The sequence below is a fragment of the Brachybacterium sp. SW0106-09 genome (assembly GCF_001293905.1).
Classification (GTDB): domain Bacteria; phylum Actinomycetota; class Actinomycetes; order Actinomycetales; family Dermabacteraceae; genus Brachybacterium; species Brachybacterium conglomeratum.
The window spans coordinates 60623-85364 of sequence record NZ_BCAK01000007.1; the positions used below are offsets into that span (position 1 = coordinate 60623).

Consider the following 24742-nt stretch of genomic DNA (forward strand, 5'->3'; position numbering starts at 1 on the left):
CGCTCACCCGAAGGACAGCGGCAGCATCCCCCCGCGCGGGCCGAGCTCCTCGAGCTCGGCCCGCTGCGCACCGGTGAGACTCTCCCGCCCGGTCGCTCGGCGCAGCGCGTCAGCGTCGGACCATCCCGCAGGCAGCCGCACCCGAAGCCGGCGCTCGACCATGTCCCGCGCTTCGGCGAGACCCTCGACGGGCGGAGGGGCGGGGGCGTCCTCGGGGTCGAGGCAAGCGATCAGATCCAGGTGGTGCAGCGTCCACTCGAGCACGTAGGCGTGCAGGTAGTCCCGCACGGTCAGGCTCATGCCCTGGGTGGCGACCGGGAGGTCCGGCTCCGCGAGCAGCGCGGCCCGCTCAGCGGCCCCGCCGAGGTCCTCGAGGTGGTCGCGCAGCAGTCCCGGGTCCTCGTACGCGGCGGCGAGGCGCACGGTGAGGGCGTCGTGCGGATCGGTGCCGTCGGGCGGGGTGGGCGTCGGCGTCCAGCAGCTCAGCGCGTCCGCGGTCGGGGCGGTCTCCGCCGGGGTCGCCAGCGTGATCAGCACGTCCTGCGCGTCGATCACGAGATGAGAGGCGAGGTCGCGCACCAGCCAGCCGCGGCATCCCGAGGGCAGGGCGAAGGCGTGCTCGGGCAGCTCGTGGACGGCGCGGCGCAGCGCGGCCCAGCTCGTCGTGAACAGCTCCATGGAGAAACGCTAGCCCTGCACGTTCCAGATGACCGGGACCAGCAGGATCTTCACCACCATCGCGAAGGCGAACAGGGTGGCGTAGGCGGTCTCGATCCGCTCGTCGGCCTTGCGGGAGTTCGCGGCGTCCAGCACCGCGGGCTGGCCGAGGAAGCCCGCGACAGCGCCGGCGGAGCGCGCGGCGGAGAGGTCCAGCACCCAGCGGGCGGCCAGCAGCAGCACCACGCAGGAGAGCGCGGAGACGACCACGGACAGCAGCGCGGCGCGCCAGGCCATCGGCGAGGCGAGGACGGCGGCGACCTCGGCCCCGGCGGTGAGGCCGAGCGCGGCGAGGAACAGCAGCAGCCCCAGCTGGCGCACGGTGGTGTTCGCACCGCCCGGCAGGGACCAGACGATCGGGCCGGTGCGGCGCAGCGCCCCGAGGGCCATACCGACGATCAGCGGTCCCGCGGCCGGGCCGAGGGAGAAGGCGCTCCCGCCCGGCATCGGCACGGTGACCATGCCCAGGCCCACGCCGAGCATCAGCCCGAGGCCGAGGGAGAGCACGTCCAGCTCGCTCACCCGGCGGTCGGAGTCGCCGAGGAAGCGGTGCACGGCGTCGAGCTCCGCCCGGTCCACGACCACGGCGATGCGGTCCCCGGGCTCGAGGATCAGGTCGTCGCGGGCCAGCAGCTCCAGGTCCCCGCGCCGCACCCGGGTGACCACGGCGCCGAAGCGGACGGGCAGGTTCAGCTCGGCGATGGAGCGGGAGGCGAGGTCCGGGTTCGAGACGGTCATGCGCGTGAACTCGACCAGGGAGCGGTCGTGGGCGACGTGCCGGGTCGAGCGCTCGCCGAGCTCGGCGACGACCTCCTCGACCGCCTCGGGCATCCCGACGGCGACCACCTCGTCCCCCGCCAGCAGGTCCTCGCCCGGCACGATCACGCGCACCGTGCCGTCCCGGCGCAGATAGGAGAAGCGCACCCGCTGCTGGTACCACTGCGGCACGTCGCGCAGATTCACGGTGCGGTGGACGAGCACGGTGGTGGAGGCGAGGCTGGTCCCGGCGAGCGCGGGGGTGTCGCCCCGCCCGGGCCAGGCACGGCCCACGACCATGGAGACCAGCACGATTCCGACGATCACGCCGATCGGATAGCCGAAGGAGTAGCCGACGGACGGGCCCGCCGTGCCGGTCAGGCGCGAGGCGGCGTCGAGCGCGGGGGCGGCGGTGAGCGCGCCGGTGAACAGTCCCAGGCCCAGGTCCCGCTCGATCCCGAGGGCGTGGCCGAGCAGGATCGTCGCGAGCGCGGCGATGACGGTGGCGACGGTCGCGGCGCCCAGCAGCGGCAGCTGCTTGTTCAGCGTGGCGAAGAAGGTGGCGCCGGCGGAGATGCCGACGGTGTAGACGAACAGGGCGAGCCCGAGGGTCTGCACGATCTGCATGCCGTCGCCGAGCTGCGGGGCGATCGCGGACAGGGCCAGGCCCGTGAACAGGGCGCCCGCGGCGCCGAAGCGCATCCGGCCGAAGGGGATCGCGCCGAGCACGGCCCCGGTCGCGACGACCAGGAACAGCGTGAGCAGGGGGCTGTTCGCGAGGGCGTCGATCACGGGGGTCCTTCCCGGGCCCGCCCTCGAGCGGGACGGGCGCGCTCGTGCACGGGCACCGCAGTGTGGGGGTTCAGGTCCACGATAGGCCCGTCGGCCGTGCCCGACGAGCCGGGGTTGTCCGAGGTCACGCCGGAAGGGAGGGCCGACGGAGGTCGCGGCCCGCGCGGCGGCGCCGCCCCGCGCGACTGGCAACCCCCGGCACTCCGCGCCATCGCACCTCGTGGTGCACGACACTGGTGGCGACTATGACCGGGCCCCAGCCCGCACTCTCGACCGAAAGGACTGTCGATGGCCGTCTCCGAAGGTGCCAACTACGCCCCCGCCGCGATGCCGAAGCCGGTGGTCGAGCCCGGGGAGTTCGTGTTCGCCGCGATGCATCTCGACCACGGCCACATCGGCGGGATGACCCAGGGTCTGCTCGGTGCGGGCGGCACGCTGAAGTGGGTGTTCGACCCGCAGCCCGAGCGCGCCGCCGCGTTCAAGGAGCAGTTCCCCGAGGTCACCATCGCCTCGAGCGAGGAGGAGGTGCTCTCCGACCCGGAGGTGCACCTCGTCGCCGCCGCGGCGGTCCCCGTGGACCGGGCCCCGCTCGGCATCCGCGTGATGGAGGCCGGCAAGGACTACTTCACGGACAAGACCCCGCTGATCTCCCTCGAGCAGCTCGCCGAGGCGAAGGCGGCCGTCGCGCGGACCGGGAAGAAGTACATGGTCTACTACTCCGAGCGCATTCACGTGGAGGCCGCGGTGCTGGCCACCCAGCTCATCCAGAAGGGTGCGATCGGTAAGGTCCTGCAGGTCACCGGCATGGGCCCGCACCGCTTGGGCGATCCCTCCTCCCGCCCCGACTGGTTCTTCGAGCGCGCCCGCTACGGCGGCATCCTCACCGACATCGGCTCGCACAACTTCGAGCAGATGCTCACCTTCACCGGCTCGGACGACGCGGAGATCCTCTCCTCCTCGATCGGCAACTTCGGCAACCCCGACCATCCCGAGCTCGACGACTTCGGCGACGCGCACGTCGCGCTCTCCTCCGGGGCGACGGGCTTCGTCCGCGTGGACTGGTTCACCCCGTCGGGCCTGCGCACCTGGGGCGACGGCCGCACCTTCGTGGTGGGCACCGAGGGCTACCTCGAGCTGCGCAAGTACGTCGACGTCACCACCGACAACGGCCCGAACCAGGTGATCCTGGTGGATTCCGAGGGCGAGCACCGCCTCGAGGCCGACGGGAAGGTGGGCTACCCCTTCTTCGGCGAGCTGATGCTCGACGTGCTGCACCGCACCGAGAACGCGATGACCCAGGAGCACGCCTTCAAGGCCGTCGAGCTCGCGCTGACGGCGCAGGAGCAGGCACGGGAGCTCACCGGTCGCTGAGCCTCATCGGCCGGCGGACTCGTCGGCCGCCGGGCCGAGGCCACCACGAGAGGGGCCTGATGCGCATGTGCGCGTCGGTGCTCGTCGGCTGAGGTCAGGCGACGCGCGAGAGCACGTTCTCGCACAGGGCCTGCACGCAGTCGGCGAGGCGGAACCCCGTCCCACCCGTGGTGGCCGCGATCCGTTCCGGGTCGCGGCCGCTCGGCGTCCCGGAGTCCTTGCCGCTCCCCGGAGCCTCCTCGCTTCCCGGCAGCTCTCCGCTCTGCGGAATCCTTTCGCTCGCCGGACCCTCCGGGTCCACATCGCCCTCCGCGGGATCGGGGCGGAGGATCAGCCGCTCGAGCATCGCGGGCCAGCGCGCCTGGACCGGATGCCCGTCGGCGTCAAGCACGAGGAACCGGGGGCCGAGGCCCGCGGGGACGGCGCCGGACGAACCCGAGCGCGACCGCACGAGCCGCAGCCCGCCCTCGTGGACCATCACGTGGTGGCGCCGGCACAGCAGCGCGAGCTCGTCGAGATCCGTCGGCCCGCCCTCCGACCAGGGCGTGAGGTGGTGGGCGTCGAGGTGCTTGCTCTGGTGGCAGCCGGGGAAGACGCAGGTCCCGTCGCGGAGTCGCAGGGCGCGGCGCTGGGCCCGGGAGGCGAGGCGCCGGGCGCGGCCGAGGTGGAGGATCTCGCCGTGGACGTCGGCGAGGGCGAGCGAGACCTTCCCGGTGCAGGCGAGGCGTTCGGCGGTACGGGGCTCGAGGGGTCCGCCGCCTGCGACTCCGCAGCGCGGAAGCGTTCCCGCGGGAACGCTTTCGGAGAGTGACTCGGCGTTGACCTGCACGACCACGAGATGGCGGTCCTCGCCGGAGCGGTCATCCGGCTCGGCGGCGAGATAGGTGCGGGCAAGGTCGTGGAGGGCGTCGGCGCGACGCTGGTCGAGGGTCGCCTCGGTCGTGATCTCGGCGCAGCGCTCGGCGATCGCGGAGCATGCGGCCGTCTCAGTGCTCGAGGGTGGGGCCGTGCCGTCGCGGTCCAGCGCCAGTTCGAGGGCGGTGAGGAGCTCGGCGCCGGTCTCCGCGGGCAGGACCGCGCGGATCTCGACCATGCCGTCCTCCCGCACATGCCAGCGCGCCTCGCGCCGCGAGTCCTGGTCGAGCCGGGAGCCGTCGACCGCCCGGAACGAGGAGACCGTGCGCGCGAGCTGGGAGGCGGTCATCGCGCGGGCCATCTCGACCAGGACCTCCTCCTCGACGCGATCCGCGACGCGGGTGATCTCGCGGACCTTGGAGTAGGAGAGCCTCCCTGCACGGAACTCGGCGACGGTGAGCGGCAGCGCGGGCAGCGCGCGGGCGACGCGGAGGTGCTCCCGCGCGGTGCCGGCGGCCATCGAGCAGGCCCAGCCGAGCCAGTGCGCGGTCGACTTCAGCCCCTCGTAGAACCGCACTCCCTCGCGCGCGTCGAACTCCGCGAGCATCAGCAGGAACTCGCACGTGGCCTGGGCGATCACCGCGGCCTAGTTCTGGATCCGTCGGCCGAGCCGCTCGGCGTGCTCGCGGTCGAGCCGCGGGGGCGGAGCGGAGCCGGGCGAAGGCGGGTCGACGTCGGGGCTGGGCGGTGGTGGGGCGATGAGGGTCATGACGTCCTCCGACCGAGTGACGGGAGTGCGGTCCTCCAGTCCAGTCGAGAAAGGCCTGGAGTTCATCCCCACCTGCGCCGATGTGGATCGATGCCCGCTGTGGAGGAACGGTCGCGCAGACGCGAGTTCGCGCGGAGGAGAAGAAGGCGGACGGCAAGGAGGCCGAGACGCACGGCCGACGGCTTCGCGCTCCACGAGGAGCGGTCGCGGGGGCGGGCACGGGACGAGGTGCGGGACGGCGAGGAGGGTGCTCGGGACGACAAGGGGAGGCGAGGCGGCGAGCACCCCCTTGCCATAGTTAGCAATGCAAACTACTATCGGTCGTCGTGACCAGAACACCGCCTTCCACCCCCTCCCCGCAGACCCCTGCCGGCACCACGTCGGGGCCGGAGGGCGATGCCGCACTGGACGCCGCGACCCCGTTGGCCGTCGACCCCGTCCTCGCCGAGCTCCCCCAGCACCTCGCGCTCGTGTGCAGCCAGTTCGCCCGGCTCGCCGCGCGCCGCTCCGAGGTGGGCGTCGGCTCGGTGTCCTGGCGGGTGGTGGCGACGATCGAGCGGCTCGGACCGCTGCGGCTGAGCGCGATCGCCGAGCGCGAGCGGGTCTCACGCCCCACCGCGACCACCGTCATCAAGCGCCTGGAGGAGGAGGGCCTGGTGCGCCGCGAGGCGGACCCCACCGACTCCCGCTCCTCCCTGGTCAGCACCACCGAGGCCGGCTCCACGCAGCTGGCCGCCTGGCGCGGGCAGCTCGCCACCGGCGTCGGCGCCCTCCTCGAGCCCTTGCCCGAGGAGGACCTGGCGACCCTCGCCCGTGCCTCCGAGCTCCTGGCCCGGGTCCTCGAGTCGCACGACGGCTGAGCCGCCGCACCCCGCCCGCCCCGTCCCCTCCCCGGAAAGAAGTCCCGCATGACCACGACCAGCCAGGCCGCCGCGCAGGCGGTCCCGTCGGCGCCCACGCTGCGCGACGCCTTCCACCAGCCGCGCGCGGTGTGGGCGATCGCCTTCGCCGCGACCGTGTCCTTCATGGGCATCGGCCTGGTGGACCCGATCCTCCCCGCGATCAGCGAGCAGCTGGACGCCTCCCCCTCGCAGGCGATGCTGCTGTTCACCAGCTATCTCTTCATCACCGCGATCGCCATGTTCTTCACCAGCTGGTTCGCCTCCGCCGTCGGCGTGAAGCGCACGCTGATGATCGGCCTCGTGCTCGTGGTGCTCTTCGCGGCGCTCGCCGCTGGCGCCGGGTCGGTCAACGAGATCATCGGACTGCGGGCGGGCTGGGGGCTCGGCAACGCGCTGTTCATCTCGACCGCGCTCGCCGCGATCGTCGGCGCCACCGCGGGCCCGAGCGGCGGCGCGATCATCCTCTACGAGACCGCGCTCGGGATCGGCATGGCGCTCGGGCCGCTGCTCGGCGGCCTGCTCGGCTCGGTCTCCTGGCGCGCCCCGTTCGCCGGCACCGCGGTGCTGATGGGCATCGGCGCGCTCGCGATCGCGGTGCTGCTGCAGCGCGAGGCGAAGCCCGCTCACGTCTCCCCGCTCGCAGCCCTGCGGGCGCTCGGGAACCCGGCGCTGCGCACCCTGGCGCTGACTGCGATCTTCTACAACTTCGGCTTCTTCACCCTGCTGGCCTACTCCCCCTTCCCGCTCGAGGCCGCCGCGGCCGCGCACGGCATGGAGTTCGGCGCGATGGACATCGGCGGGGTGTTCTTCGGCTGGGGCCTCGCGCTCGCGATCACCTCGGTGTTCGCTGCGCCCGTGCTGACGCGCCGCCTGGGCCTGATCCCGACGCTGCTGACGACGCTCGGCCTGCTCACCGCGGTGATGGTGGCGCTCGCCCTGGTCCACACCTCGATGACCGCGATGATCGTGCTGATCGTGATCGGCGGGCTGCTGCTGGGCATCATGAACACGGCGCTGACCGAGACGGTCATGGAGGCCACCGACCTGCCGCGCGGCGTGGCGAGCTCGGCGTACTCCGGCGTGCGCTTCCTGGGCGGCGCGATCGCCCCGGCCGTGGCCGGCCCCCTCGCGGCGGCGACCACCGCCGGCGCCCCCTACCTGCTCGCGGCGCTCACCCTCGCGCTCAGCATGGCCATGCTGATGATCGGCCGACGGCACCTCGCCGCGGTCGGCCAGGAGCACCACCTGAGCGCCGCCGAGGAGGCCGAGGCGATCACCGTCGGCGACGAGGTGTGAGAGCCGGCAGGCCGGCCGGTGCGCGGGTCGGCCGACGGGCGGGGCCCCGGGATGCGAGGAGGCGTCCCGGGGCCCCGCTCGTCGGGCCGACGGTGGTGGAGATTCTCGTCGGACGCCCGCCTTGCTAAGCTGTTGCGTGTTCCGAAACATGCGTTCTGTTATGCAAAACGCCCGACGGGGTGCGATGCTCGAGCAGCAGCCCTCACCGCCGTCGGGACACCGCATCGCGGCGTCCCCGCGATCTCGCATCGACCAGGAGGTCCCGTGTCCGACGTCGCCCCCGCACCCCGGCTCGACCGCTCCCGCCTCGGCTCCTTGCCGCAGCTGGGCGCCTCCGCTCCGCTGGACCCGGCGCGTGCCGGCATCATCCACCTGGGCCTCGGCGCCTTCCACCGCGCGCACGCCGCCGTGCACACCGCCCGTGCCCTCGCCGCGGAGGAGGGCGACTGGGGCATCGTCGGCTTCGCGAACCGCTCGCGCTCGGTGATCGAGCCGATGGCGCGACAGGACGGGATCTACTCCGTCCTCGAGATGTCCGACGCGGGCACCCGGGCGGACCTGGTGGACGTGCATCGCGGCTTCGGCGTGATGACCGAGGAGCCGGGCCGGGTGGTGCGCGAGATCGCGGACCCGCACCGCCGCCTGCTCACACTCACCGTCTCCGAGGGCGGCTACTACGTCTCCCCGCGCACCGGCCGGCTGGACACGGACGATCCCGCCCTGCGCGCGGATCTGGAGGGCGCCGGCACGCCGCGCACCGTGATCGGCCTGCTCGCCCGGGGCCTCGCAGCCCGCGCCGAGGGCGGGGAGCCGTTCACGGTGCTGCCCTGCGACAACGTCTCCGCCGCCGGCCGCACCGCACGCCGGATGGTCGAGGAGTTCCTCGAGCTCTCGAACGCCCCCGAGGACGTGCTGCGCTTCGTGCGGGAGCGCGTCTCCTTCCCCGACGCGATGGTGGACCGGATCGTCCCGGCCACCACCGCGGCGACGAGCGACGAGGTCGCGGCGCTGCTGGGCGTGCGGGACGAGGCCCCGGTGCGCGCCGAGCGCTTCTCGATGTGGGTGGTCGAGGACGACTTCGCCGCGGGACGCCCCGCCTGGGAGCGCGGCGGCGCGATCCTCACCCCCGACGCCTCCGAGGTCGAGCGCTACGAGCAGGTGAAGCTCCGCCTGCTCAACGGCCCCCACTCCCTGATCGCCTATCTCGGGGCGCTCGACGGCCGGGTCATCATCCCCGAGTCCTTCGACCAGGACTGGATCGCGGAGGCGACGATGCGCCTGATCCGCGAGGAGATGCTGCCCACGATCGAGCTGCCCGCGGGATTCGACCCCGACGCCTATCTCGAGGACCTCGCGCACCGCTGGCACAACCACGACCTCGGCCACCGCACCCGCCAGGTCGGCTCCGACGGGTCGATGCGGCTGCCGCAGCGGATCCCCGTCCCGGCACTGCACCACCTCGAAGCCGGCCGCACGCCCGCGCTGCTGGCCCTCACCGTCGCCGCCTGGTTCGCCTGCGTCGCCCCGCCGCGCGGGTTCGATCCCGGCGAGCAGGCGCGCGCGATGACCGACCCCGCCCAGGCCCGTCTGCAGGAGATCGCCGCCCGGGCGATCTCCCCGGCGGAGCACGCGAGGATCCTGCTCGAGAGCGGCTGCCTCACCGAGGAGCTCGCCGCCCGCGAGGAGTTCACCGACCTGGTCGGCGCACTGCTGACCACCCTCGTCACCTCGGGCCCGCGCGCCGCGGCCACCGAGGCCCTGGACGCATCCCTGAAGGAGAACCGCTGATGAAGGCCCTGTTCATCCACGCCGCCGAGGACGCCCGCCTCGAGGAGGTCCCGACCGTCGAGCCCGGTGAGGGGCAGGTGCGGCTGAAGGTCGCCTACGTCGGCATCTGCGGCTCCGACCTGCACTACTACTACAACGGGGCGAACGGCGCCTATGTCATCACGGAGCCGCTGATCCCGGGCCACGAGCTCTCCGCCGTGGTGGACCTGGACCCCAGCGGCGAGCTCGCCCCGGGCACCCCCGTCACCGTGCACCCGGCCCGCTACGGCACCAGCGCCCCCGGCATCGAGGACCGCCCCCACCTGTGGCCGGGCGGCGACTACCTGGGCAGCGCCTCGGTGACCCCGCACCGTCAGGGCGCCGCCGCGGAGTTCCTCGTGATCGACCGCGCGAACCTGCGCGTGCTGCCGGACTCGCTGCCGCTGGAGCGCGGCGCCCTGGCCGAGCCCCTGGCCGTGTCCCTGCACGCTGTCACGATCGCCGGCGACGTGGCGGGCAAGGACTGCCTCGTGCTGGGAGCGGGACCGATCGGCCTGCTCGCCGTCGCCTCGCTGCTGCACCGCGGCGCCGCCTCCGTGCACGTCACCGACGTGCGCCCGGAGCCGCTGGAGCGCGCCGCCGCGCTCGGCGCGGAGCGCACGATCCTGGTCACCGAGGAGATGCCCGAGGCGAACTCCTACGACGTGGTCCTCGAGTGCTCGGCCGCGCCGGTCTCGCTGTCCTCCGCGGTCCAGGCCGTGCGTCCCGCGGGGATCATCGTGCAGGTCGCGATCCTCCCGGACCAGGACATCCCGGTGAACCTCGCCGCGCTGGTGTCCAAGGAGGTCCAGCTGCGCGGGACCCAGCGCTTCGACGTCGAGATCGACGAGGCGATCACGCTGCTCGAGGGCGACGCGCGCTTCGACGCCGTGGTCACCCAGACGATCCCGCTCGACCAGGCGACGGAGGCCTTCGCCACCGCGCGGGACGCCTCCCGCTCCGCGAAGGTGCTGCTGGCTCTCTGAGCCCGTCCGCCGCCCGCCCGACCTCCCAGGAGACCCGCATGTCCGACACCGCCCGCCCCGCGCTCCCCGAGCGCACCGCCGCCGCCCGTCTGATCGTCGTGATCCGGGGCCGCGAGGCGGACCAGTACGCCCCCGTGCTCGAGACCCTCGCGGGCGCCGGCATCCGCTCGGTCGAGCTGACGCTGTCCACGCTCGGCACGCTCGAGGCGCTGCCGGAGCTGCTCGAGCGCTTCGGGGACCGGATGGACATCGGGATCGGCACCGTCACGGACCCGTCGGACCTGGCCACGGCCGTGCGGCAGGGCGCGCACTACATCGTCACCCCGATCACCCGTGCGGACCTGCTCGAGGCGGCCGTCGACGTCGGCATCGCGATCGTGCCCGGCGGGCTGACCCCGAGCGAGCTGCACGCGGGATGGGCCGCGGGGGCGGCGGCGGTGAAGGTGTTCCCCGCCTCCGTCGTGGGGCCCGGCTACGTGAAGGACCTGCGCGGTCCCTTCCCGGGGATCCGCGTGGTGCCCTCGGGCGGCGTGGACCTCGAGGCCGCGCAGGCCTGGCTTCGCGCCGGGGCCGACGCGGTCTCCGTCGGCGGACCGCTGCTGGGCGATGCGCTCTCCGGCGGGAGCCTCGAGGCGCTCGCGGAGCGGGCGGCGCAGTTCGTCGCCGTGACCACGCGCGAGGCCGGGGCATGAGCGCACGCGCCCGCGTGGTGACCGTCGGCGAGACCATGGCGCTGCTGCGCAGCAGCACCATCGGCTCGCTCGCGCATCTCCCGTCGGTCGACATCTCCCTGGGCGGCGCCGAGTCGAACCTCGCCATCGGGCTGCAGCGCCTGGGGGTGCAGGCCGCCTGGATCAGCCGGGTGGGCGCGGATCCGCTGGGCACGCGCGTGGTGCGGGAGATCCGCGGCGAGGGCGTCGAGGTGCGCTGCGCGGTCGATCCCGAGCGGCCGACGGGGCTGATGCTGAAGTCCCGCCCGACGGGCACGACCACCCGTGTGGACTACTACCGCGCCGGCTCCGCCGCCTCCGCCCTCTCCCCCGCCGATCTTCCCGACGGGTTGATCGAGGAGGCGGAGATCCTGCACGTCAGCGGCATCACCCCACTGCTGTCACCGTCCGCGCGGGAGGCCGTGCGCGTCGCCGTGGAGCGCGCGGTCGCGGCGGGCACCACGGTGAGCCTCGACGTGAACCACCGCTCCCGCCTGGGCTCCGCCGAGCATCTCGCCGAGCTGCTGGAGGACGTGCTCGAGCACGTGGACGTCCTCTTCGGCGGCGCGGAGGAGCTCGCACTGCTGGCCCCGCAGGTCGACGGGAGCGACGCCCGCGCGCTCCTGCCCGCGCTCGCACGGCCCGGCCGCGAGGTGGTCGCGAAGCTCGGCCCCGACGGCGCGGCCGCGCTCGTGGACGGGCGGCTGCACGAGGCCGCCGGGCATCGCGTGGACGTGGTCGACACGGTCGGGGCCGGGGACGCCTTCGTCGCCGGCTACCTCAGCGCGCGGCTGGACGGACTGGACGTCCCGGGCCGGCTCGAGCGCGCGAACGCCTGCGGGGCGCTGGCCTGCACCGCTCCCGGGGACTGGGAGGGGGCGCCCGACGGCGCGGCGCTGGAGGCGTTCCTGCACGGCGGGGAGGCGGACCCGGTCTCGCGGTGAGGGCAAACAGGCAGGTGCGATGCCGTACCCCGGCGACGAGAGAATGGACCCATGACGACGACGCCCTCCCCCGGCCCCTCCCCCGTCGGCAGCGTCGACAAGGCGCTGTCCCTGCTCGAGGTCCTCGCCGAGGCGGGGCCCGAGGGGATGACCCTGCGCGACATCTCCGCCGAGAGCGGCCTGAACAAGGCCTCGGCGCACCGGCTGCTGCGCGCGCTGATGCATCGGGGCTTCGCCGAGCAGGCCGTCACGGACCAGACCTACCGCCTGGGTGCCGCGCTCCCGCTGCTCGCCAGCCGCTTCGAGCGGGAGGAGAACCTGCCCGTCCTCATGGCGCCGGCCCTCGCCGCGATCTCGCAGGAGGTGCAGGAGCTGGTGCACCTGGGCCGGCTCGACGGTCCGCACGTGCTCTACCTCGACAAGGTCGAGCCCGAGCGCGCGCTGCGAGTCTGGTCGCGGGTGGGCAGCCGGGCCCCCGCGGCCCGCACCGCGATGGGCCGGGCGATCCTCACGGCCGACGGTGTCCGCGGTGCGGGGCTGGAGTCCTATGTACGAGCCACTGAGAGGGACGACGACGGCCGCGCCGTGACATCTGCCCATCTCACGGAGGTCATCGCCGAGGCGGAGCAGCGCGGCTGGGCCTCCGAGATCGAGGAGAACGAGGCGGGGATCGCCTGCGTCGGCGTGGCACTGGTACGGCCGGGCGGGCGCTCGCTCGCGGTGAGCGTGACCGGACCGATCGAGCGCATGGACGCGGCGCGGCGCGAGGAGGTCGGCGCTCTCCTGCGGGAGCAGCTGGCGGCGCTCGCGCCGACGGGTTTCAGCGTCGCGGCCCTCGGCTGAGCCCCCGCCTACAGCCCCAGCACCACCGTCGCGATCGTGAAGTAGATGATCAGCCCCGTCGCGTCGCAGAAGGTCGAGATGAACGGGTTGGAGAACACTGCCGGGTCAGCGCCGATCCGCTTGGCGACCAGCGGCATCAGCCCGCCGACGATCGCAGCCATGATGCAGATGGACAGCAGCGTCAGCCCCATCACGAGCCCGATCGACAGGCCGTAGACGAGCCCGGAGACGGCGAACCCGAGGCACCCGAGCACCGCCCCCAGCACGGCGCCGACGCGCAGCTCCTTCCACACCACGCGCGGCAGGTCCCGCACCCGCACCTCGCCGACGGCGAGGGCGCGGGTGACGGTGGTCGCGGCCTGGTTGCCGGTGTTCCCTCCCGTGCCGGTCAGCAGCGGGATGAACAGCGCGAGCACGACCACCTGCTCGAGGCGGTCCTCGAAGATCTCCAGCACCTGCACGGTGAGGATCGCGGAGACCGCCAGCACCAGCAGCCACACGATGCGGGAGCGGACCACGCGCAGGATCGGGGTGGCGAGATAGGAGCGGGTCAGCGGCTCGGAGCCGCTGGTGCGGGCGGAGTCCTCGGCGTTCTCCCGCTCGATGATGTCCACCGCGTCGTCGACGGTGAGCACTCCGACGAGCCGCTCCTCCGCGTCGACGATCGGCATGGCCAGCAGCTTCGCGGCGAAGAACCGCCGGGCGGCCTCCTCCCGGTCGTCGGTCGCGCGGGCGCGGACGGCCTCGTGGGCGAGGTCACCCACGCGCTCCTCCGGCGCGGTCAGCAGCAGGCGGCGCAGGCCCACGACCCCCAGCAGCACGCGGGAGGAGTCCACGACGGGCAGGAGGTACACGGTCTCCGCGTCCTCGCCGCGCTCGCGCACCTCGGCGAGCGCCTCGGCGACGGTCTGCTCGGGGCGCAGCGCGAGCACCTCCGGGGACATGTACCGTCCGATCGCGTGGCGCGGGTAGCCGAGCACCGCGGTGGTCATCGCCCGCTCGTCGGCGTCCAGGCCGTGCATGAGGCGCTCGGCGACGGAGGCGGGCAGCTCGTCGAACAGCGAGGCGCGGTCGTCGGGGTCGAGGTCGCCGATGATCTCGGCGACCTGCGGGGTGCGCAGGGCGGAGATCAGCTCGGCTTGGTGGTCGGGGCTGAGGCCCTCGAAGACGGCGAGCGCTCGCGCCTTGTCCAGCACCCTGAACAGCAGCGCGGCCTCGGTCGCGGGGCGGGTGTCGACGAGGTAGACGAGCTCCCCGGCGGGCAGGAGCTGCGCCTCGCGGGCGAGGTGCTCGAGCTCGGCCTCGCTCTGCGGGTCCGCGCGCAGCAGGTCGAGGACGGTGTCGAGGGAGGCGGTGGAGGTCACGGAGCCATTGTGGCCGACGGGCGCTGTGATGCAGGCGGGGTTCGTCGGCCGGCGGACCGGTCGGGCGCCTCGAGCGGCACGTAGCCTGGAGCCCATGACCGGACCGCTCCTGCTTCCGCTGCTGGGGCTCGCCGTGACGGTGCTGGTCGGGGCGCTCGCGCAGCGGTCCACGGGGATGGGGTTCGCGCTGCTGTCCGCGCCGTTCCTGGTGCTGGTGCTCGGCCCCTTCGAGGGGATCCTGGTGACGAACCTGTGCGGGGCGCTGTCCTCGGCGCTGAACCTCGCCGCACAGCGGCACGACGTGGACTGGCCGCGAGCGGCGGTGCTCGTGCCGATGGGCGTGGTGGGGGTGATTCCGGGCGCGGTCGCGGTGTCACTGATCCCCGAGGCGCCGTTGATGGTCACGGTCAGCGCCGTGGTGATCGCGGGTCTCGCGCTGACGCTGCTGCTGCGCGGTCGCACCCTGCCGAGGTCGCAGTCGCTAGGCGCGGTGGGCGGGCTGGCCTCCGGGTTCATGAACGTGACCGCCGGTGTGGGCGGTCCGGGGGTGGTGATCTATGCGCGGGCGACGGGGTGGCCGCACCGGCAGTTCGCGGCGACTGCCCAGCTGCAGTTCCTGGTGCTGAGCATCGTCTCGCTCCTGGCGAAGCGGGCGCTGCCCACCCTGCCGCCGGTGAGCTGGGCGGTGCTCGTCCTCGCGCTGCTCACGGGCACGATCGTCGGGTCGTGGCTGGGGCCGAGGATCCCGCCGGAGCGGGCGATGCGGATCGTGATGGTGCTGGCGGTGGCGGGCTCGCTGCTCGCGCTCGTGCGCGGTCTCGTGCTGCTGGGCTGAGCGCCGCGCGCCCGGCGCGCGAGGTCCGATCGACGGGCGCCCGGCCGGCGAGCGCCCGGTCGGCGAGCGCCCGGTCGGCGAGCGCTCAGTCGGCGAGCGCGGCGTACGCGGGGGCGCGGCTCATGTACTCCGCGTCCCACACGTCCATGCCCGGCACGCGGGAGCCGGTGACGGCGCCGACGAGCCGGTCGAGGTACCACTCCCAGCCGGGGCCGATGTGCTCGACCATGTCGGCGGGCACGTCGTGGTGGCGCAGCGCGAGGTGGGTGAGGTCGCCCGCGGCGCCGCCGGCCCCGTCGGAGCCGCCCTCGAGCTCGAGCGAGAGCTTCCAGACCTGGTCGCCGAGGGCGGAGCTGACGATGAGCAGTCGCTCGCGCTCGCAGGCGTGGATGCTCCACGGGGAAGTGGCGGGCTCACCGGGCTCGGCGGTCATGGTCACCTCGACGACGCCGCTCGCGGGGTCGCCGGAGTAGGTCCCGTACCAGGTGGCGAGGCGGTCCGGGTCGGTGAGGTGCTGCCAGATCCGCGTCCGCGAGGCGGGGACGGTGCGGCGCAGCACCAGGTCGCCGCCGTCGAGTCTTCCGGTGATGCTCATGTGCTCTCCCGAGGTCGGTCGCGGCCGGGCCGGCGCGGTGGCGGCCCCACCGTAGCCCGGGGACGGGGCGGGGTCGATCCCACCGCGGCGAGCGGTCCGCCCGTCGGCCGGGCGGCTCATGCGGCGGCGGCCAGCCGACGGGAACGGTCGGCCAGGTGCCAGGCCCACAGCAGCGCCCCGACGATCACGCAGCCGAGCGCGGCGAGCGCCACCACCGTGAGACTGCCGGTGATCAGCGGGGCGATCACGCCGGAGAGCAGCGCGTTCATCACGAGGGTGAAGAAGGTGCCCATCGAGGCGGCGGCGCCGCGCTGGTGCGGGAACAGCTCGAGGATCTCCAGCTGCATCGGGGCGAAGAAGAGGGAGGCGGTGAAGGACATCAGCGCGGGGCCGACGAGGACGGGCAGCAGCGTGAGGTCCAGGCCGCCGGCCGGGTCGGGCGCCAGGAGCACGAGCACGAGGTTCAGCACGCTGGTGGCGAGGGTGCCGATGTAGCCGATCGTGATCAGCCGGCTGCGGTCCATCACGTCGGCCGCGCGACCGACGACCAGGGAGCCGGCCATCATCCCGATGATCAGCGGGGCGAAGAGCACCCAGAAGTCCTGCTCGCCCAGGCCCAGCAGGCGCACCACGATGATCGGCGCGGCGGCGACGAACACGAAGTGGGCGGCGAAGCCGAAGGCGGTGGCCAGCGCGATCCGCAGCATCATCGGGGAGCGGCCCACCTCCCACAGGGACCCGAGCACGGCGCCGATCCGGAGCGGGATCCGGGCCTCCTTCGGCAGCGACTCGGGCATCAGGGCGGTGAGCACGAGGACCAGCACGCCGTAGAGGCCGACGCCGGCGAACACCCAGCGCCAGTCGCCGAGCAGCAGCAGCCAGCCGCCGAGGACGGGCGCGATCACGGGGGCGAGCGCGAAGATCATCATGATCCGGGCCATCAGCCGCTGCGCCTCGGCGCCGGCGAACAGGTCCCGCACCACGACGCGGGAGACGATCGTGGCCGCGCCGGCGCTGACGCCCTGCAGGATCCGCAGAGCGATGAGCGCCCCGAGCCCGGTGGCGAGCACCGCCCCGAACATCGCCACGATGTAGATCGCGAGCCCGGCGAGCATGACCTTCTTGCGGCCGAGGGCGTCCGAGAGCGGGCCGTGGAACACGCTCATCACCGCGAAGGACGCGAGGTAGACGCTGATCAGCTGCTGGAGGACCACGTCGGAGGCGTCGAACTCCTCGCCGATCTGCGCGAACGCGGGGAAGACGGTGTTGATCGTGAACGGGCCGAGCATGCCGAGCGCGGCGAGGGTGATCGTGACGCGGGCCCCGGCGGTGCGGCGTCGGGTCAGGGTCGGCGGTGCCTGCTCGGCGTCGGGGATGCTCACCCTGCCGAGCCTATGGGCAGGCGTTTTCCCTGCCCAGGGAGGTCCACACCCTGGCCGTCCGGGCGGCAGGGCGCTTCGGTGGCGGCGCGCCTGTGCCGCGCACGGCGAGCACGCCCACGATGACGTGGCCGAGCCGCCAGGCGATGGAGGTGAACGGGGCGGGGGTGCGGTCGGCGTCGTCGTCGGTCATGGCGTTCCTCCTGGGGCCGACCGTGAGCAGGGATGGTCGGGGGCGGGGCGCGGGCGCCTGGCGCTCACCACCCTGCCGGCGGCCACTCCTGGCCGGCGGCGAGCGCGTTGAGCTCGTAGGCGCCCTTCCCGTCGATGCTCTCGCGAAGGATGTCGGCGTGGCCGGCGTGCCGGGCGTTCTCCTCGATCTGGTGCAGGGCGTACCAGCGCAGGCTCCAGCGGGTGCGGCCCTCGAACCAGGGCGCGTCGGGGACGGGCGCGAGCATGTCGAGGTCGGCGGCGCGGATCGCGGCGGCGAGCTCCTCCCCCGCCTGGTGCAGCTGCGCGATGAGGGAGGCCGGGGTGTCCTCGGGGCGCAGGGCGTCGGGGGCGAGCCCACCCTCGGCCTGCAGCTGCTCCGGGGTGCGCTCGGGGTCGGAGCCCGGTCCGGGGGCGGCGGCGATGGACAGCGCCGCGCCGCCCGCGATCAGCAGGACGTGGCGGGCGAGCGCGCCGAGACTCATCCCGGAGGCGCTCGGGACCAGGGCGAGCTGCTCCTGGTCGAGTCCGTGCAGGGCGGTGGCGACCTGCTCGATCTGCTGCTGGGCGAAGGTGGCGAGGCTGTCACGCTCGTCGGTGGTCTCGGCGGTCAGGAAAGGCATGGGGTGCTCCTCGGTGGGTGCGGATGCTGACAGGCCCCACCCTCCGCACCGATGCGGACAGATCCTGTCCGCGAAGCGGGGCAGACTGTGCACCACCAGGACCGGACACCGGTCGACGCGGGACGAGGAGGCGCGATGAGCGACGTGACCACGAGGGCGCTGCGTCTGCTGGCGCTGCTGCAGTCCCGCTCGGTGTGGACCGGGCCCGAGCTGGCCGACGAGATGGGCGTGACCACGCGGACCGTCCGCCGGGACGTGGATCGGCTGCGGCAGATGGGCTATCCGGTGCTGACCTCGGCCGGGCACGGCGGCGGGTATCAGCTCGGCGCGGGCCGGGCCCTGCCTCCGCTGCTGCTGAGCTCCCCGGAGGCGGTCGCGGTCGCCGTCGGCCTGCGGCTCGCCGCCTCGTCCGGTATCGACGGGCTGGACGAGGAGGCGCTGCGGGCGCTCGCGGCACTGGACCGGATCCTGCCCGCGTCCGTGCGAGCGGAGGTCGGTGCGGTCTCCGAGGCGATGGGCGTGATCTCCCGTCACGCTCCCGGCGCCCGCTCGGAGGTGCTGCTGTCCCTGGTCACCGCGGTGCGGGACGGGGTGCGGGTGCGGGTGGACTACGAGCGGGCCGACGGGGAGCGGTTCGAGCGGCGCCTCGAGCCGCGCCGGGTGCTGTCGATGGAGGGGCGCTGGTACCTCTTCGCCTGGGACCTGGAGCGGGAGGACTGGCGCACCTTCCGCCTGGACCGCATGCACGAGGTGAGCGCCTCGACCCTGCCGATCACCGACCGCCCCGTCCCGGACATCGAGGCCGCGGTGCGGGAGTCGATCACCGTCAGCTCCTACCCCACCGCCTGCACCGTGCGGATCCTGGCCCCGTACGACCAGATCGCACCCCACGTCCCGGCACGCTCCGGCACGCTCGAGGCCGACGGGGAGGACGCCTGCGTGCTCCGCGCCGGCGCCGATGACCTGACCTGGGTGGCGCTGCACCTGGCCCGGATCGGCGCGCCGGTCGAGGTCATCGACCCGCCCGAGCTGCTGGAGGAGATCGAACGGCTCGGCCGCTGGGCGGCGTCGGCCGGGCCGGGCGCTGGCGCGGGGGCCGACGAGGAGCCGTGACGGGCCGAGCTGCGGTGAGGGCCCGACCCCGGTCAGGGAATGAGCAGGCCGATCGCGGCGAGGACCGTCAGGCCCAGCACCAGCTTGTCGAAGACCGACTGGGAGATGCGGCGGGCGACCTTCGCGCCCGCGAAGGCGGCCAGCAGCACGACCGGCACGAGCAGCGCGTCCATCGCGAGGGTCTCGGCGGTGAACAGGCCGAGCCCTGCGGAGAAGGGCAGCTTGAACAGGTTGATCACGGCGAAGAACCACGCCGAGGTGCCCAGGAAGGTCAGCACCGGCATCCGCATCATCAGCAGGTACAGCGACATGACGGGCCCGGCGGCGTTGGCGACCATGGTGGTGAAGCCGCCGAGCAGGCCGTAGCCGATGCCCTGCGCGGTCGCGGCGGCGCCCTTGCGGCGGCCGCCCTCGGACTCGGCGCGGGTCGCGGGCCCGGGGGCCGAAGAGTGGTCCGACGCCTCCGACTCCGCCGCGGTGCGGCGGGCGGCCTGGGCGCGGCGGACGAGGGTGAGGGTGACCAGCGCCAGCAGGATCACGCCGATGGTGACGCGCACGGTGGTGTCGTCGACCGCGGCGAAGAAGAACACGCCGATGATCACGCCGACCATGGCGCTGGGGAGGAGGCGCACGAGGGTGCGCCAGTCCGGTTCGCGTCGGTACACCCACAGCGCCGTCATGTCGCCGAGGATCAGCAGCAGCAGGAGCGCGGCGGTGGACTCCTTCGCGGGCATGGCCAGTGCGAACGCGCCTGCGGCGAGGGTCCCTGCGCCGGGCAGCGCGGTCTTGGAGAAGCCGACGATCAGCGCGCCGAGCACCACCAGCAGCCACGAGGTGGTGCTGAGATCGGGGAGCAGGGCGGCGAGGTCGGACACGAAGAGCGAACCTACCAGCGGGCGAGTCTGCGGTGCGCGAGGTGTCCGGAGCCGTCATCCACAGTCCTGCGGAACGAGATCCTCATCCAGGAGATCCTCGAGATGTCCCGGAGCGCGCCGGCGCCGCCCGCCATCCCTTCCGGCCGTGCGGGGCTCCTCGGTAGACTCGTGTCCGAACCAGCATGAGGAGATCGCGATGACACTCGGCTCCCGTCCCCGCCCCGATGACAGCGCTCGGACCTACACCGTGCAGATGGAGTCCCGCGGCAACGAGCGCTTCATCGTGGAAGACCGTCTCGACGCAGAGTTCCTGGAGCTCGCCGACGAGTTCGCGATGAAAGCACGCAGGATCCTCGCCGAGAACCCGCGGAAGACTCGGCGTCGAGCGCGACGCTGAACCGATCCGCCGCGTTCCGCCGATGGCCCGTCGCCGGCCGAGCTGCTGAGCTCGAAGGCACGAGACGATGCGCGGGCCTCACCCGATCCAGTCGGCGCGGACCTCTCCCCCGTCGGCCCCGGCCGCGGCGCGCAGCGCGCCGACGACCAGCGCCATCGCGCAGGCTCCGGGGTCCATGACGCCTTTCGCGCTGTCGCCGACGTAGCTGGCGCGGCCGCGTCGGGCGGTGAGCTCGGCGGTGCCCTTCGCGGCGTCGATCGCGGCCTTCTCCGCGGCGCCGAGCGCGTGCACGGCATCGGCCCCGGAGCCGGCGGCCTCGCGCAGCGCGGTGACGGCCGGGGCGAGGGCGTCGACCATGGTGCGGTCGCCCACCTCGGCCTCGCCGTACTTCTGGATCACGGCCTGCCCGGCCGCGAGCGCCTCGGCGAGCGCGGCGAGGTCCGGGGCCTCGCCGTCGCCGGCGGCCCTCGCGAGATCACGGTAGAACATGCCGAACAGGGGCCCGGAGGTGCCGCCCACGCCGAGCCAGGCGCGGGACATGGCGGTGACCCAGCCGCGGTAGTCGGCGGGCTCGCCGCCCTCGAGCTCGCGGCCGAGGTTCTTCATGGCGACGCGGACGTTGTCGCCGAAGTCGCCGTCTCCGGCACGGCGGTCGAGGTCGCCGAGCGCGGGCGCGGCACCCTCGAGGCTCTCGCGAAGGGTCGTGACGACGAGACGGCCGAAGTCGTCGGGCAGGGCGTGGTCGGTCATCGCGGTGCTCCTCACCAGGTCAGGGCAGGGGTCTGGACGGGCGCGTCCCAGAGACGGCGCAGCTCCTCGTCCAGCGGCATCAGCGTCAGCGAGACGCCGTGCATGTCGAGGCTGGTCACGTAGGAGCCGACGAGGCTGCGGCCGACAGCGAGGCCGGCGTCGCCCAGGCGGTGGTGGAGGCGACGGGCGACGAGGTTCAGCTCGAGAGCGTAGGTGCCGCCGAGGCCGCCCACGATCGCGAGCACCTCGGCGCCGCGCTCCAGGCCGAGCTCCTCCAGCAGCGGGTCCAGGAGCAGGTCGGTGAGGCCGTCGGCGGTGGTGAAGGGGACGCGCTGGGCGGCGCGCTCGCCGTGGATGCCGACGCCGAGCTCGACCTCGTCGTCGCCGAGGGCGAACTGGGGCTCCTCATCACCCGGATGGGTTCCGGCGGTCAGTGCGAGGCTCATGGTGCGGGCGGAGGCGGCGGCGCGTCGTCCGACGGCGGCGACCGCGGCGAGGTCCTGGCCCTCCTCGGCGGCGGCTCCGCACACCTTCTCGACGATCACGGTGGCGGCGGTGCCGCGGCGGCCCGGGCCTCCCCCGTCGGCCGTGTCGGTGGCGAGGTCGTCGTCCACCAGCACGATCTCGGTCTCCACCTCGGAGTCGCCGCTGATCTCGCCGGCGATGCGGAAGTTCAGCACGTCGCCGGTGTAGTTCTTGACGATCTGGACGACGCCGTGGCCGGAGTCCGCGGCCTTCGTGGCCTCGAGGACCTGCAGCGCGGTGGGGCTCGCGAAGACGGCGCCGGCGACCGCCACGTCGAGCATGCCCTTCCCGACGAAGCCTGCGTGCAGGGGTTCGTGGCCGGAGCCGCCGCCGGAGACGAGGCCGACCTTGCCCCTCGCGGGCTCGGCGCGGCGCACGAAGCGGTGCTCGGCGTCGAGGGCGAGGCGGCCCGGATGGCTGAGGACGAAGCCCTCCAGCGCCTCGGGGACGAGCTGGTCGGGGTCGTTGACGATGCTGCGTCGCATGAGGGTCCTTCCCGCTGGCGGATGCTCGATCCCGACTCTAGCCCCCGCCGTCCCGCGCCGCACCGTGCCAAGTACGCTCGGTCGCAGGGACACGTCGGCGGGGGCCGACGGGTGAGAGCAAGGGGGAACCATGGACGGGGTGCGCATGGGCTTCGGCGCGTTCGGAGCGGTCTTCGGGCTGGTCGCACTGCTGCTGGTGCTGGTGGCGCTGTGGATGATGTTCTCGGCCGTGCGTGACCTGCTGCGGGCGCGGCGTCTGGCCTCGAGCGGGATGCGGGCCGAGGGGCGGGTGATCTCCTCGCACGTGCACTACAGCGGCACCCGGGAGGATCGCTCCAGCCGCGTCGTCGAGACGATCGAGTTCACTACCGATCGCGGGCAGACGGTCCGCGCGAACCCGGTGGTCAGCGATGCCGGGACCCCTCGAGGCGCGGTCTCCTGAGGTGGCATCTGCAGAACAGGGACTCCAGCGGCACGGCGAGGAGCTGAGCTCCGCAGCGTGCCGCTGGAGTCCCCTTTCTGTTGATCACCCTGCCGCCGTGGGCAGCTCGTCCGGGCCAGACCTGCTCGTGCCGGGTCACCTCTCTCCAGGCCGCATCAGCTCGACCGGAGCCGCGTCTGCCCTGTTCGCCGCATCATCCCTGCTGGTGCCGCGTCAGCTCTGCGACGTCCCGCTGTCGTCCTCCGAAGTCGCACCGCCCGGTGCGCCCTCGCCCGGCGCACCCTCGGGCGGGGTGCCGCCGGGTCCGCCCTCGCCGCCGCCCATCCCCCCGCCGCCCATCCCGCCGGCCTCGGGCTCGGTGGTGGTGTCGATCGGGACGTCGATGGCGAAGGAGTAGCCGGAATCGAGGTCGCCGGAGAGGGCCGCGAGCTGCTGCTCGTAGCCGTCGGAGAAGATCCCGTCGGTCTCGAGGGTGAGCTGGGAGAGGTTCTCAGCGCTGCCCGCGTACTCGGTGAGCTCGTAGACGCCGTCCGCCTCCGTCTGGGGCAGCGCGATCTGCGAGGTGAGGATCGCGTTGGTCGCGTCGACGATCGACTCCGCGTCGGGGAACACCTCGAAGTGGAGGTGGGGCCAGCGGCCGGCGTAGCAGCCGGGGAAGATGGAGGTGAAGGTGACCTTGCCCTGCGCGTCGGCGATCTGCACGCCGCGCAGGTAGGTCTCCTCCTCCACGCCCTCGGAGTACATCGAGTACTGCCCGGCGGCGTCGCACTGCCACAGGTACACGGCCGCGCCCTGCATCGGCACGTCGCCGCCGGCCATGTCGATGATGGTCATGGTGATGTCGAGGGGGATGCCCTCGGCGGTGGTGTCCGAGTCGATGGAGGAGCGGATGTCGGAGCGCTCCACGCCGCTGGTCTCGAGCACGTCGGCGCCGTTGGAGCCGTCGCCCGGGTAGGGGCCCGCAGTCTCGCCGGGCGTCTCGGTGAGCTCGGACGTCGCGCTGGAGCCGCCGGCATCGCTCGCCCCTCCCCCATCGCTCGCGGCGCCGGTGGTGGAGGCGGAGCCGCCGGTGCAGGCGGCGAGGACGGCGGTGACGCTGCCCGCACCGAGCACGCCGAGCGCGCCGCGTCGGGAGACCAGAGTGCCGACGTCGAAGGCGAGGCCCTGGTCCTCGACGTCCTCGTCCGGGTGGTGGAGGGGCCGGCCCTCGAAGCTGTTGCGCGGTGCAGTGCCCGAGGGAACCGCTCCGGCGGAGTTCCGTGCGACGGTGTGCTCGCGCGCCTCGGGATAGGGGCGGCCGACGCGGCGGGGGTCGGTGGTGTCCATGACGGGTCCTCTCGGTCTCCTGGTGTGGAGCCGGAAAGCTAGAAGCGCAGGCTGTAGAGCCGCTGTCAGCTATCCGTGATCTGCCGGGAGGGTGTCGGGGAGCTCGCTGGGAGTCGTGGGCGGCACGGTCCCGGGGGCAGCGGCGAGGGGTCGGACAGAGACGGCCGCGGAGTGTCGGTCACGTCGGTCCTGACCTGCGGCGGGGGCGCGGTCCCCGGCGACCGGCGAGCGCGGCGGCGAGACGCTGGAGGCGCCGCCCCGGGAAGCAGCCGAGGTCGAGGGCGCTGTGATGCAGAACGCCGCCGAGAGCGCGTCCGTGCACGCTCACGACGGATCTCGTACGGTGCTGAGCATGCGCCTCCTCCTTCTCCGCCACGGCCAGACGCCCTCCAACGTCGAGGGGATCCTCGACGCCGCCTATCCCGGGCCGGGGCTGACCACGCTCGGTCACGCCCAGGCCCGTGCGGTCCCCGCCGCGCTCGCGCACGAGGACATCGCCGCCATCCACGTCTCCCGCCTGCTGCGCACCCACGAGACCGCGGCCCCGCTCGCCGCCTCGCGCGGGCTCAGCCCGCGCCTGACCGAGGGGATCGAGGAGATCCGCGCCGGGATCCACCAGGGCCGGCAGGACGCGGAGGCCGTCGACGCCTATCAGGACAACCACCACCGCTGGAGCGCGGGCGAGCTCGAGGGCGGGCTGCCCGGCGGCGAGACCGGCCGAGAGTTCTGGGACCGCTGGACCCGGGCGCTGCGGCACATCGCGGATCAGCACGCCGAGGACGCGACCGTCGTCGTGATCAGCCACGGCGCCGCGATCCGCGTGTTCGCTTCGGTCGCCGGCGGGCTCGGCGCCGCCTCGCTGTCCGAGCGGCCGCTGTACAACACGGGCCTGGTCACCCTGGTGGGGGGCCCGGCGGCGGGCTGGCGCGTCGAAGACTGGATCTCCAGCCCTGTCGGCGGCGATCACCTGCTGGGCGGGACCGCGCACGACGTCACCGCCGACGACGAGGCCGACGCGAAGGTCTGAGCGAGGACGTCGTCCGGCGTTCCCGCGGGGACGCCTCGACGCTGGGACC

26 protein-coding genes are annotated in these 24742 nt (G+C 73.7%); 13 read left to right on the plus strand and 13 right to left on the minus strand.

What is annotated here, in order from left to right; genetic code table 11:
• Nucleotides 1-3: 3 nt before the first annotated feature.
• Complete coding sequence (locus Y09_RS05175; RefSeq protein WP_053916565.1) at nucleotides 4-678, minus strand: maleylpyruvate isomerase N-terminal domain-containing protein; 675 nt, start codon at nucleotides 676-678, stop codon at nucleotides 4-6.
• A 9-nt stretch (nucleotides 679-687) separates the two neighbouring features.
• Nucleotides 688-2265 (minus strand): aspartate:alanine exchanger family transporter, encoded by a 1578-nt coding sequence (locus Y09_RS05180; protein WP_053916566.1) that lies wholly within the window; start codon nucleotides 2263-2265, stop codon nucleotides 688-690.
• A 288-nt stretch (nucleotides 2266-2553) separates the two neighbouring features.
• On the opposite strand from Y09_RS05180, the gene Y09_RS05185 reads away from it, so the two are divergent.
• Nucleotides 2554-3636 (plus strand): Gfo/Idh/MocA family protein, encoded by a 1083-nt coding sequence (locus Y09_RS05185; RefSeq protein WP_053916567.1) that lies wholly within the window; start codon nucleotides 2554-2556, stop codon nucleotides 3634-3636.
• A 94-nt stretch (nucleotides 3637-3730) separates the two neighbouring features.
• On the opposite strand, the gene Y09_RS05190 is transcribed toward Y09_RS05185, so the two are convergent.
• A complete protein-coding gene (locus Y09_RS05190) occupies nucleotides 3731-5131 on the minus strand; it encodes an HNH endonuclease signature motif containing protein (protein ID WP_053916568.1) in 1401 nt (466 codons plus the stop codon).
• Between the two features lie 6 nt (nucleotides 5132-5137).
• Nucleotides 5138-5260, minus strand: a complete 123-nt coding sequence (locus Y09_RS18095; protein WP_255351644.1) for a hypothetical protein — start codon at nucleotides 5258-5260, stop codon at nucleotides 5138-5140.
• Between the two features lie 326 nt (nucleotides 5261-5586).
• On the opposite strand from Y09_RS18095, the gene Y09_RS05195 reads away from it, so the two are divergent.
• The 7 genes from Y09_RS05195 to Y09_RS05225 all read left to right on the plus strand — a co-directional run bounded on the left by Y09_RS05195 (nucleotide 5587) and on the right by Y09_RS05225 (nucleotide 12747).
• Nucleotides 5587-6120: a MarR family winged helix-turn-helix transcriptional regulator gene (locus tag Y09_RS05195; RefSeq protein WP_234695641.1), complete on the plus strand. Its 534-nt coding sequence runs from the start codon at nucleotides 5587-5589 to the stop codon at nucleotides 6118-6120.
• 48 nt (nucleotides 6121-6168) lie between these two features.
• Nucleotides 6169-7458, plus strand: a complete 1290-nt coding sequence (locus Y09_RS05200; protein ID WP_053916569.1) for an MFS transporter — start codon at nucleotides 6169-6171, stop codon at nucleotides 7456-7458.
• Nucleotides 7459-7722: 264 nt separating this feature from the next.
• Nucleotides 7723-9246: a mannitol dehydrogenase family protein gene (locus Y09_RS05205; protein ID WP_234695642.1), complete on the plus strand. Its 1524-nt coding sequence runs from the start codon at nucleotides 7723-7725 to the stop codon at nucleotides 9244-9246.
• The gene (locus tag Y09_RS05210) at nucleotides 9246-10250 is read left to right on the plus strand and encodes an L-idonate 5-dehydrogenase (protein ID WP_053916570.1); all 1005 of its coding nucleotides are present in this window, start codon (nucleotides 9246-9248) and stop codon (nucleotides 10248-10250) included. The genes Y09_RS05205 and Y09_RS05210 overlap by 1 nt, the downstream gene beginning before the upstream one ends.
• Before the next feature lie 38 nt (nucleotides 10251-10288).
• A complete protein-coding gene (locus Y09_RS05215; protein ID WP_053916571.1) occupies nucleotides 10289-10942 on the plus strand; it encodes a bifunctional 4-hydroxy-2-oxoglutarate aldolase/2-dehydro-3-deoxy-phosphogluconate aldolase in 654 nt (217 codons plus the stop codon).
• The gene (locus tag Y09_RS05220; protein WP_053916572.1) at nucleotides 10939-11904 is read left to right on the plus strand and encodes a sugar kinase; all 966 of its coding nucleotides are present in this window, start codon (nucleotides 10939-10941) and stop codon (nucleotides 11902-11904) included. Before Y09_RS05215 ends, Y09_RS05220 begins: the two co-directional genes overlap by 4 nt.
• A 51-nt stretch (nucleotides 11905-11955) precedes the next feature.
• Complete coding sequence (locus Y09_RS05225) at nucleotides 11956-12747, plus strand: IclR family transcriptional regulator (protein WP_053916573.1); 792 nt, start codon at nucleotides 11956-11958, stop codon at nucleotides 12745-12747.
• An 8-nt stretch (nucleotides 12748-12755) separates the two neighbouring features.
• Here Y09_RS05225 and mgtE read toward each other — a convergent pair whose 3' ends face one another.
• On the minus strand, nucleotides 12756-14111 hold the full coding sequence (gene mgtE / locus Y09_RS05230; protein WP_053916574.1) for a magnesium transporter: 1356 nt from the start codon (nucleotides 14109-14111) through the stop codon (nucleotides 12756-12758).
• A 94-nt stretch (nucleotides 14112-14205) separates the two neighbouring features.
• Here mgtE and Y09_RS05235 point away from each other — a divergent pair, with 94 nt between their 5' ends.
• The gene (locus Y09_RS05235; RefSeq protein ID WP_053916575.1) at nucleotides 14206-14946 is read left to right on the plus strand and encodes a sulfite exporter TauE/SafE family protein; all 741 of its coding nucleotides are present in this window, start codon (nucleotides 14206-14208) and stop codon (nucleotides 14944-14946) included.
• Between the two features lie 85 nt (nucleotides 14947-15031).
• Here Y09_RS05235 and Y09_RS05240 read toward each other — a convergent pair whose 3' ends face one another.
• The 4 genes from Y09_RS05240 to Y09_RS05255 form a co-directional block, all read right to left on the minus strand.
• Entirely contained in the window at nucleotides 15032-15541 is a 510-nt protein-coding gene (locus Y09_RS05240; protein WP_053916576.1) for an SRPBCC domain-containing protein, read from the minus strand.
• 116 nt (nucleotides 15542-15657) lie between these two features.
• On the minus strand, nucleotides 15658-16923 hold the full coding sequence (locus tag Y09_RS05245; protein WP_053916577.1) for an MFS transporter: 1266 nt from the start codon (nucleotides 16921-16923) through the stop codon (nucleotides 15658-15660).
• A 10-nt stretch (nucleotides 16924-16933) separates the two neighbouring features.
• Nucleotides 16934-17113, minus strand: coding sequence for a hypothetical protein (locus Y09_RS05250; protein ID WP_053916578.1), 180 nt, complete (start codon nucleotides 17111-17113; stop codon nucleotides 16934-16936).
• Between the two features lie 64 nt (nucleotides 17114-17177).
• Nucleotides 17178-17753, minus strand: coding sequence for a DUF664 domain-containing protein (locus Y09_RS05255; RefSeq protein WP_010551897.1), 576 nt, complete (start codon nucleotides 17751-17753; stop codon nucleotides 17178-17180).
• A gap of 135 nt (nucleotides 17754-17888) precedes the next feature.
• Between Y09_RS05255 and Y09_RS05260 the strand changes: the two genes are divergently transcribed.
• The gene (locus Y09_RS05260; RefSeq protein ID WP_053916579.1) at nucleotides 17889-18866 is read left to right on the plus strand and encodes a YafY family protein; all 978 of its coding nucleotides are present in this window, start codon (nucleotides 17889-17891) and stop codon (nucleotides 18864-18866) included.
• Nucleotides 18867-18898: 32 nt separating this feature from the next.
• Here the strand turns inward: Y09_RS05260 and Y09_RS05265 are convergent, their stop codons facing one another.
• Nucleotides 18899-19741: a sulfite exporter TauE/SafE family protein gene (locus Y09_RS05265; protein WP_053916580.1), complete on the minus strand. Its 843-nt coding sequence runs from the start codon at nucleotides 19739-19741 to the stop codon at nucleotides 18899-18901.
• Between the two features lie 196 nt (nucleotides 19742-19937).
• On the opposite strand from Y09_RS05265, the gene Y09_RS05270 reads away from it, so the two are divergent.
• The gene (locus Y09_RS05270) at nucleotides 19938-20138 is read left to right on the plus strand and encodes a hypothetical protein (protein ID WP_053916582.1); all 201 of its coding nucleotides are present in this window, start codon (nucleotides 19938-19940) and stop codon (nucleotides 20136-20138) included.
• A 78-nt stretch (nucleotides 20139-20216) separates the two neighbouring features.
• Here the strand turns inward: Y09_RS05270 and Y09_RS05275 are convergent, their stop codons facing one another.
• Together Y09_RS05275 and Y09_RS05280 are read right to left on the minus strand one after the other, a co-directional pair.
• Complete coding sequence (locus Y09_RS05275) at nucleotides 20217-20888, minus strand: DAK2 domain-containing protein (RefSeq protein WP_053916584.1); 672 nt, start codon at nucleotides 20886-20888, stop codon at nucleotides 20217-20219.
• A gap of 11 nt (nucleotides 20889-20899) precedes the next feature.
• Nucleotides 20900-21898: a dihydroxyacetone kinase subunit DhaK gene (locus Y09_RS05280; RefSeq protein WP_053916586.1), complete on the minus strand. Its 999-nt coding sequence runs from the start codon at nucleotides 21896-21898 to the stop codon at nucleotides 20900-20902.
• 130 nt (nucleotides 21899-22028) lie between these two features.
• Here Y09_RS05280 and Y09_RS05285 point away from each other — a divergent pair, with 130 nt between their 5' ends.
• Entirely contained in the window at nucleotides 22029-22340 is a 312-nt protein-coding gene (locus tag Y09_RS05285; protein ID WP_082358644.1) for a DUF3592 domain-containing protein, read from the plus strand.
• A 213-nt stretch (nucleotides 22341-22553) separates the two neighbouring features.
• Here Y09_RS05285 and Y09_RS05290 read toward each other — a convergent pair whose 3' ends face one another.
• Nucleotides 22554-23666 (minus strand): 3,4-dioxygenase subunit beta, encoded by a 1113-nt coding sequence (locus Y09_RS05290; RefSeq protein WP_053916591.1) that lies wholly within the window; start codon nucleotides 23664-23666, stop codon nucleotides 22554-22556.
• A gap of 352 nt (nucleotides 23667-24018) precedes the next feature.
• Here Y09_RS05290 and Y09_RS05295 point away from each other — a divergent pair, with 352 nt between their 5' ends.
• Nucleotides 24019-24693 carry a histidine phosphatase family protein gene (locus Y09_RS05295; protein WP_053916629.1) on the plus strand — a complete coding sequence of 225 codons (675 nt, stop codon included), beginning with the start codon at nucleotides 24019-24021 and terminating at the stop codon, nucleotides 24691-24693.
• Nucleotides 24694-24742 lie beyond the last annotated feature (49 nt).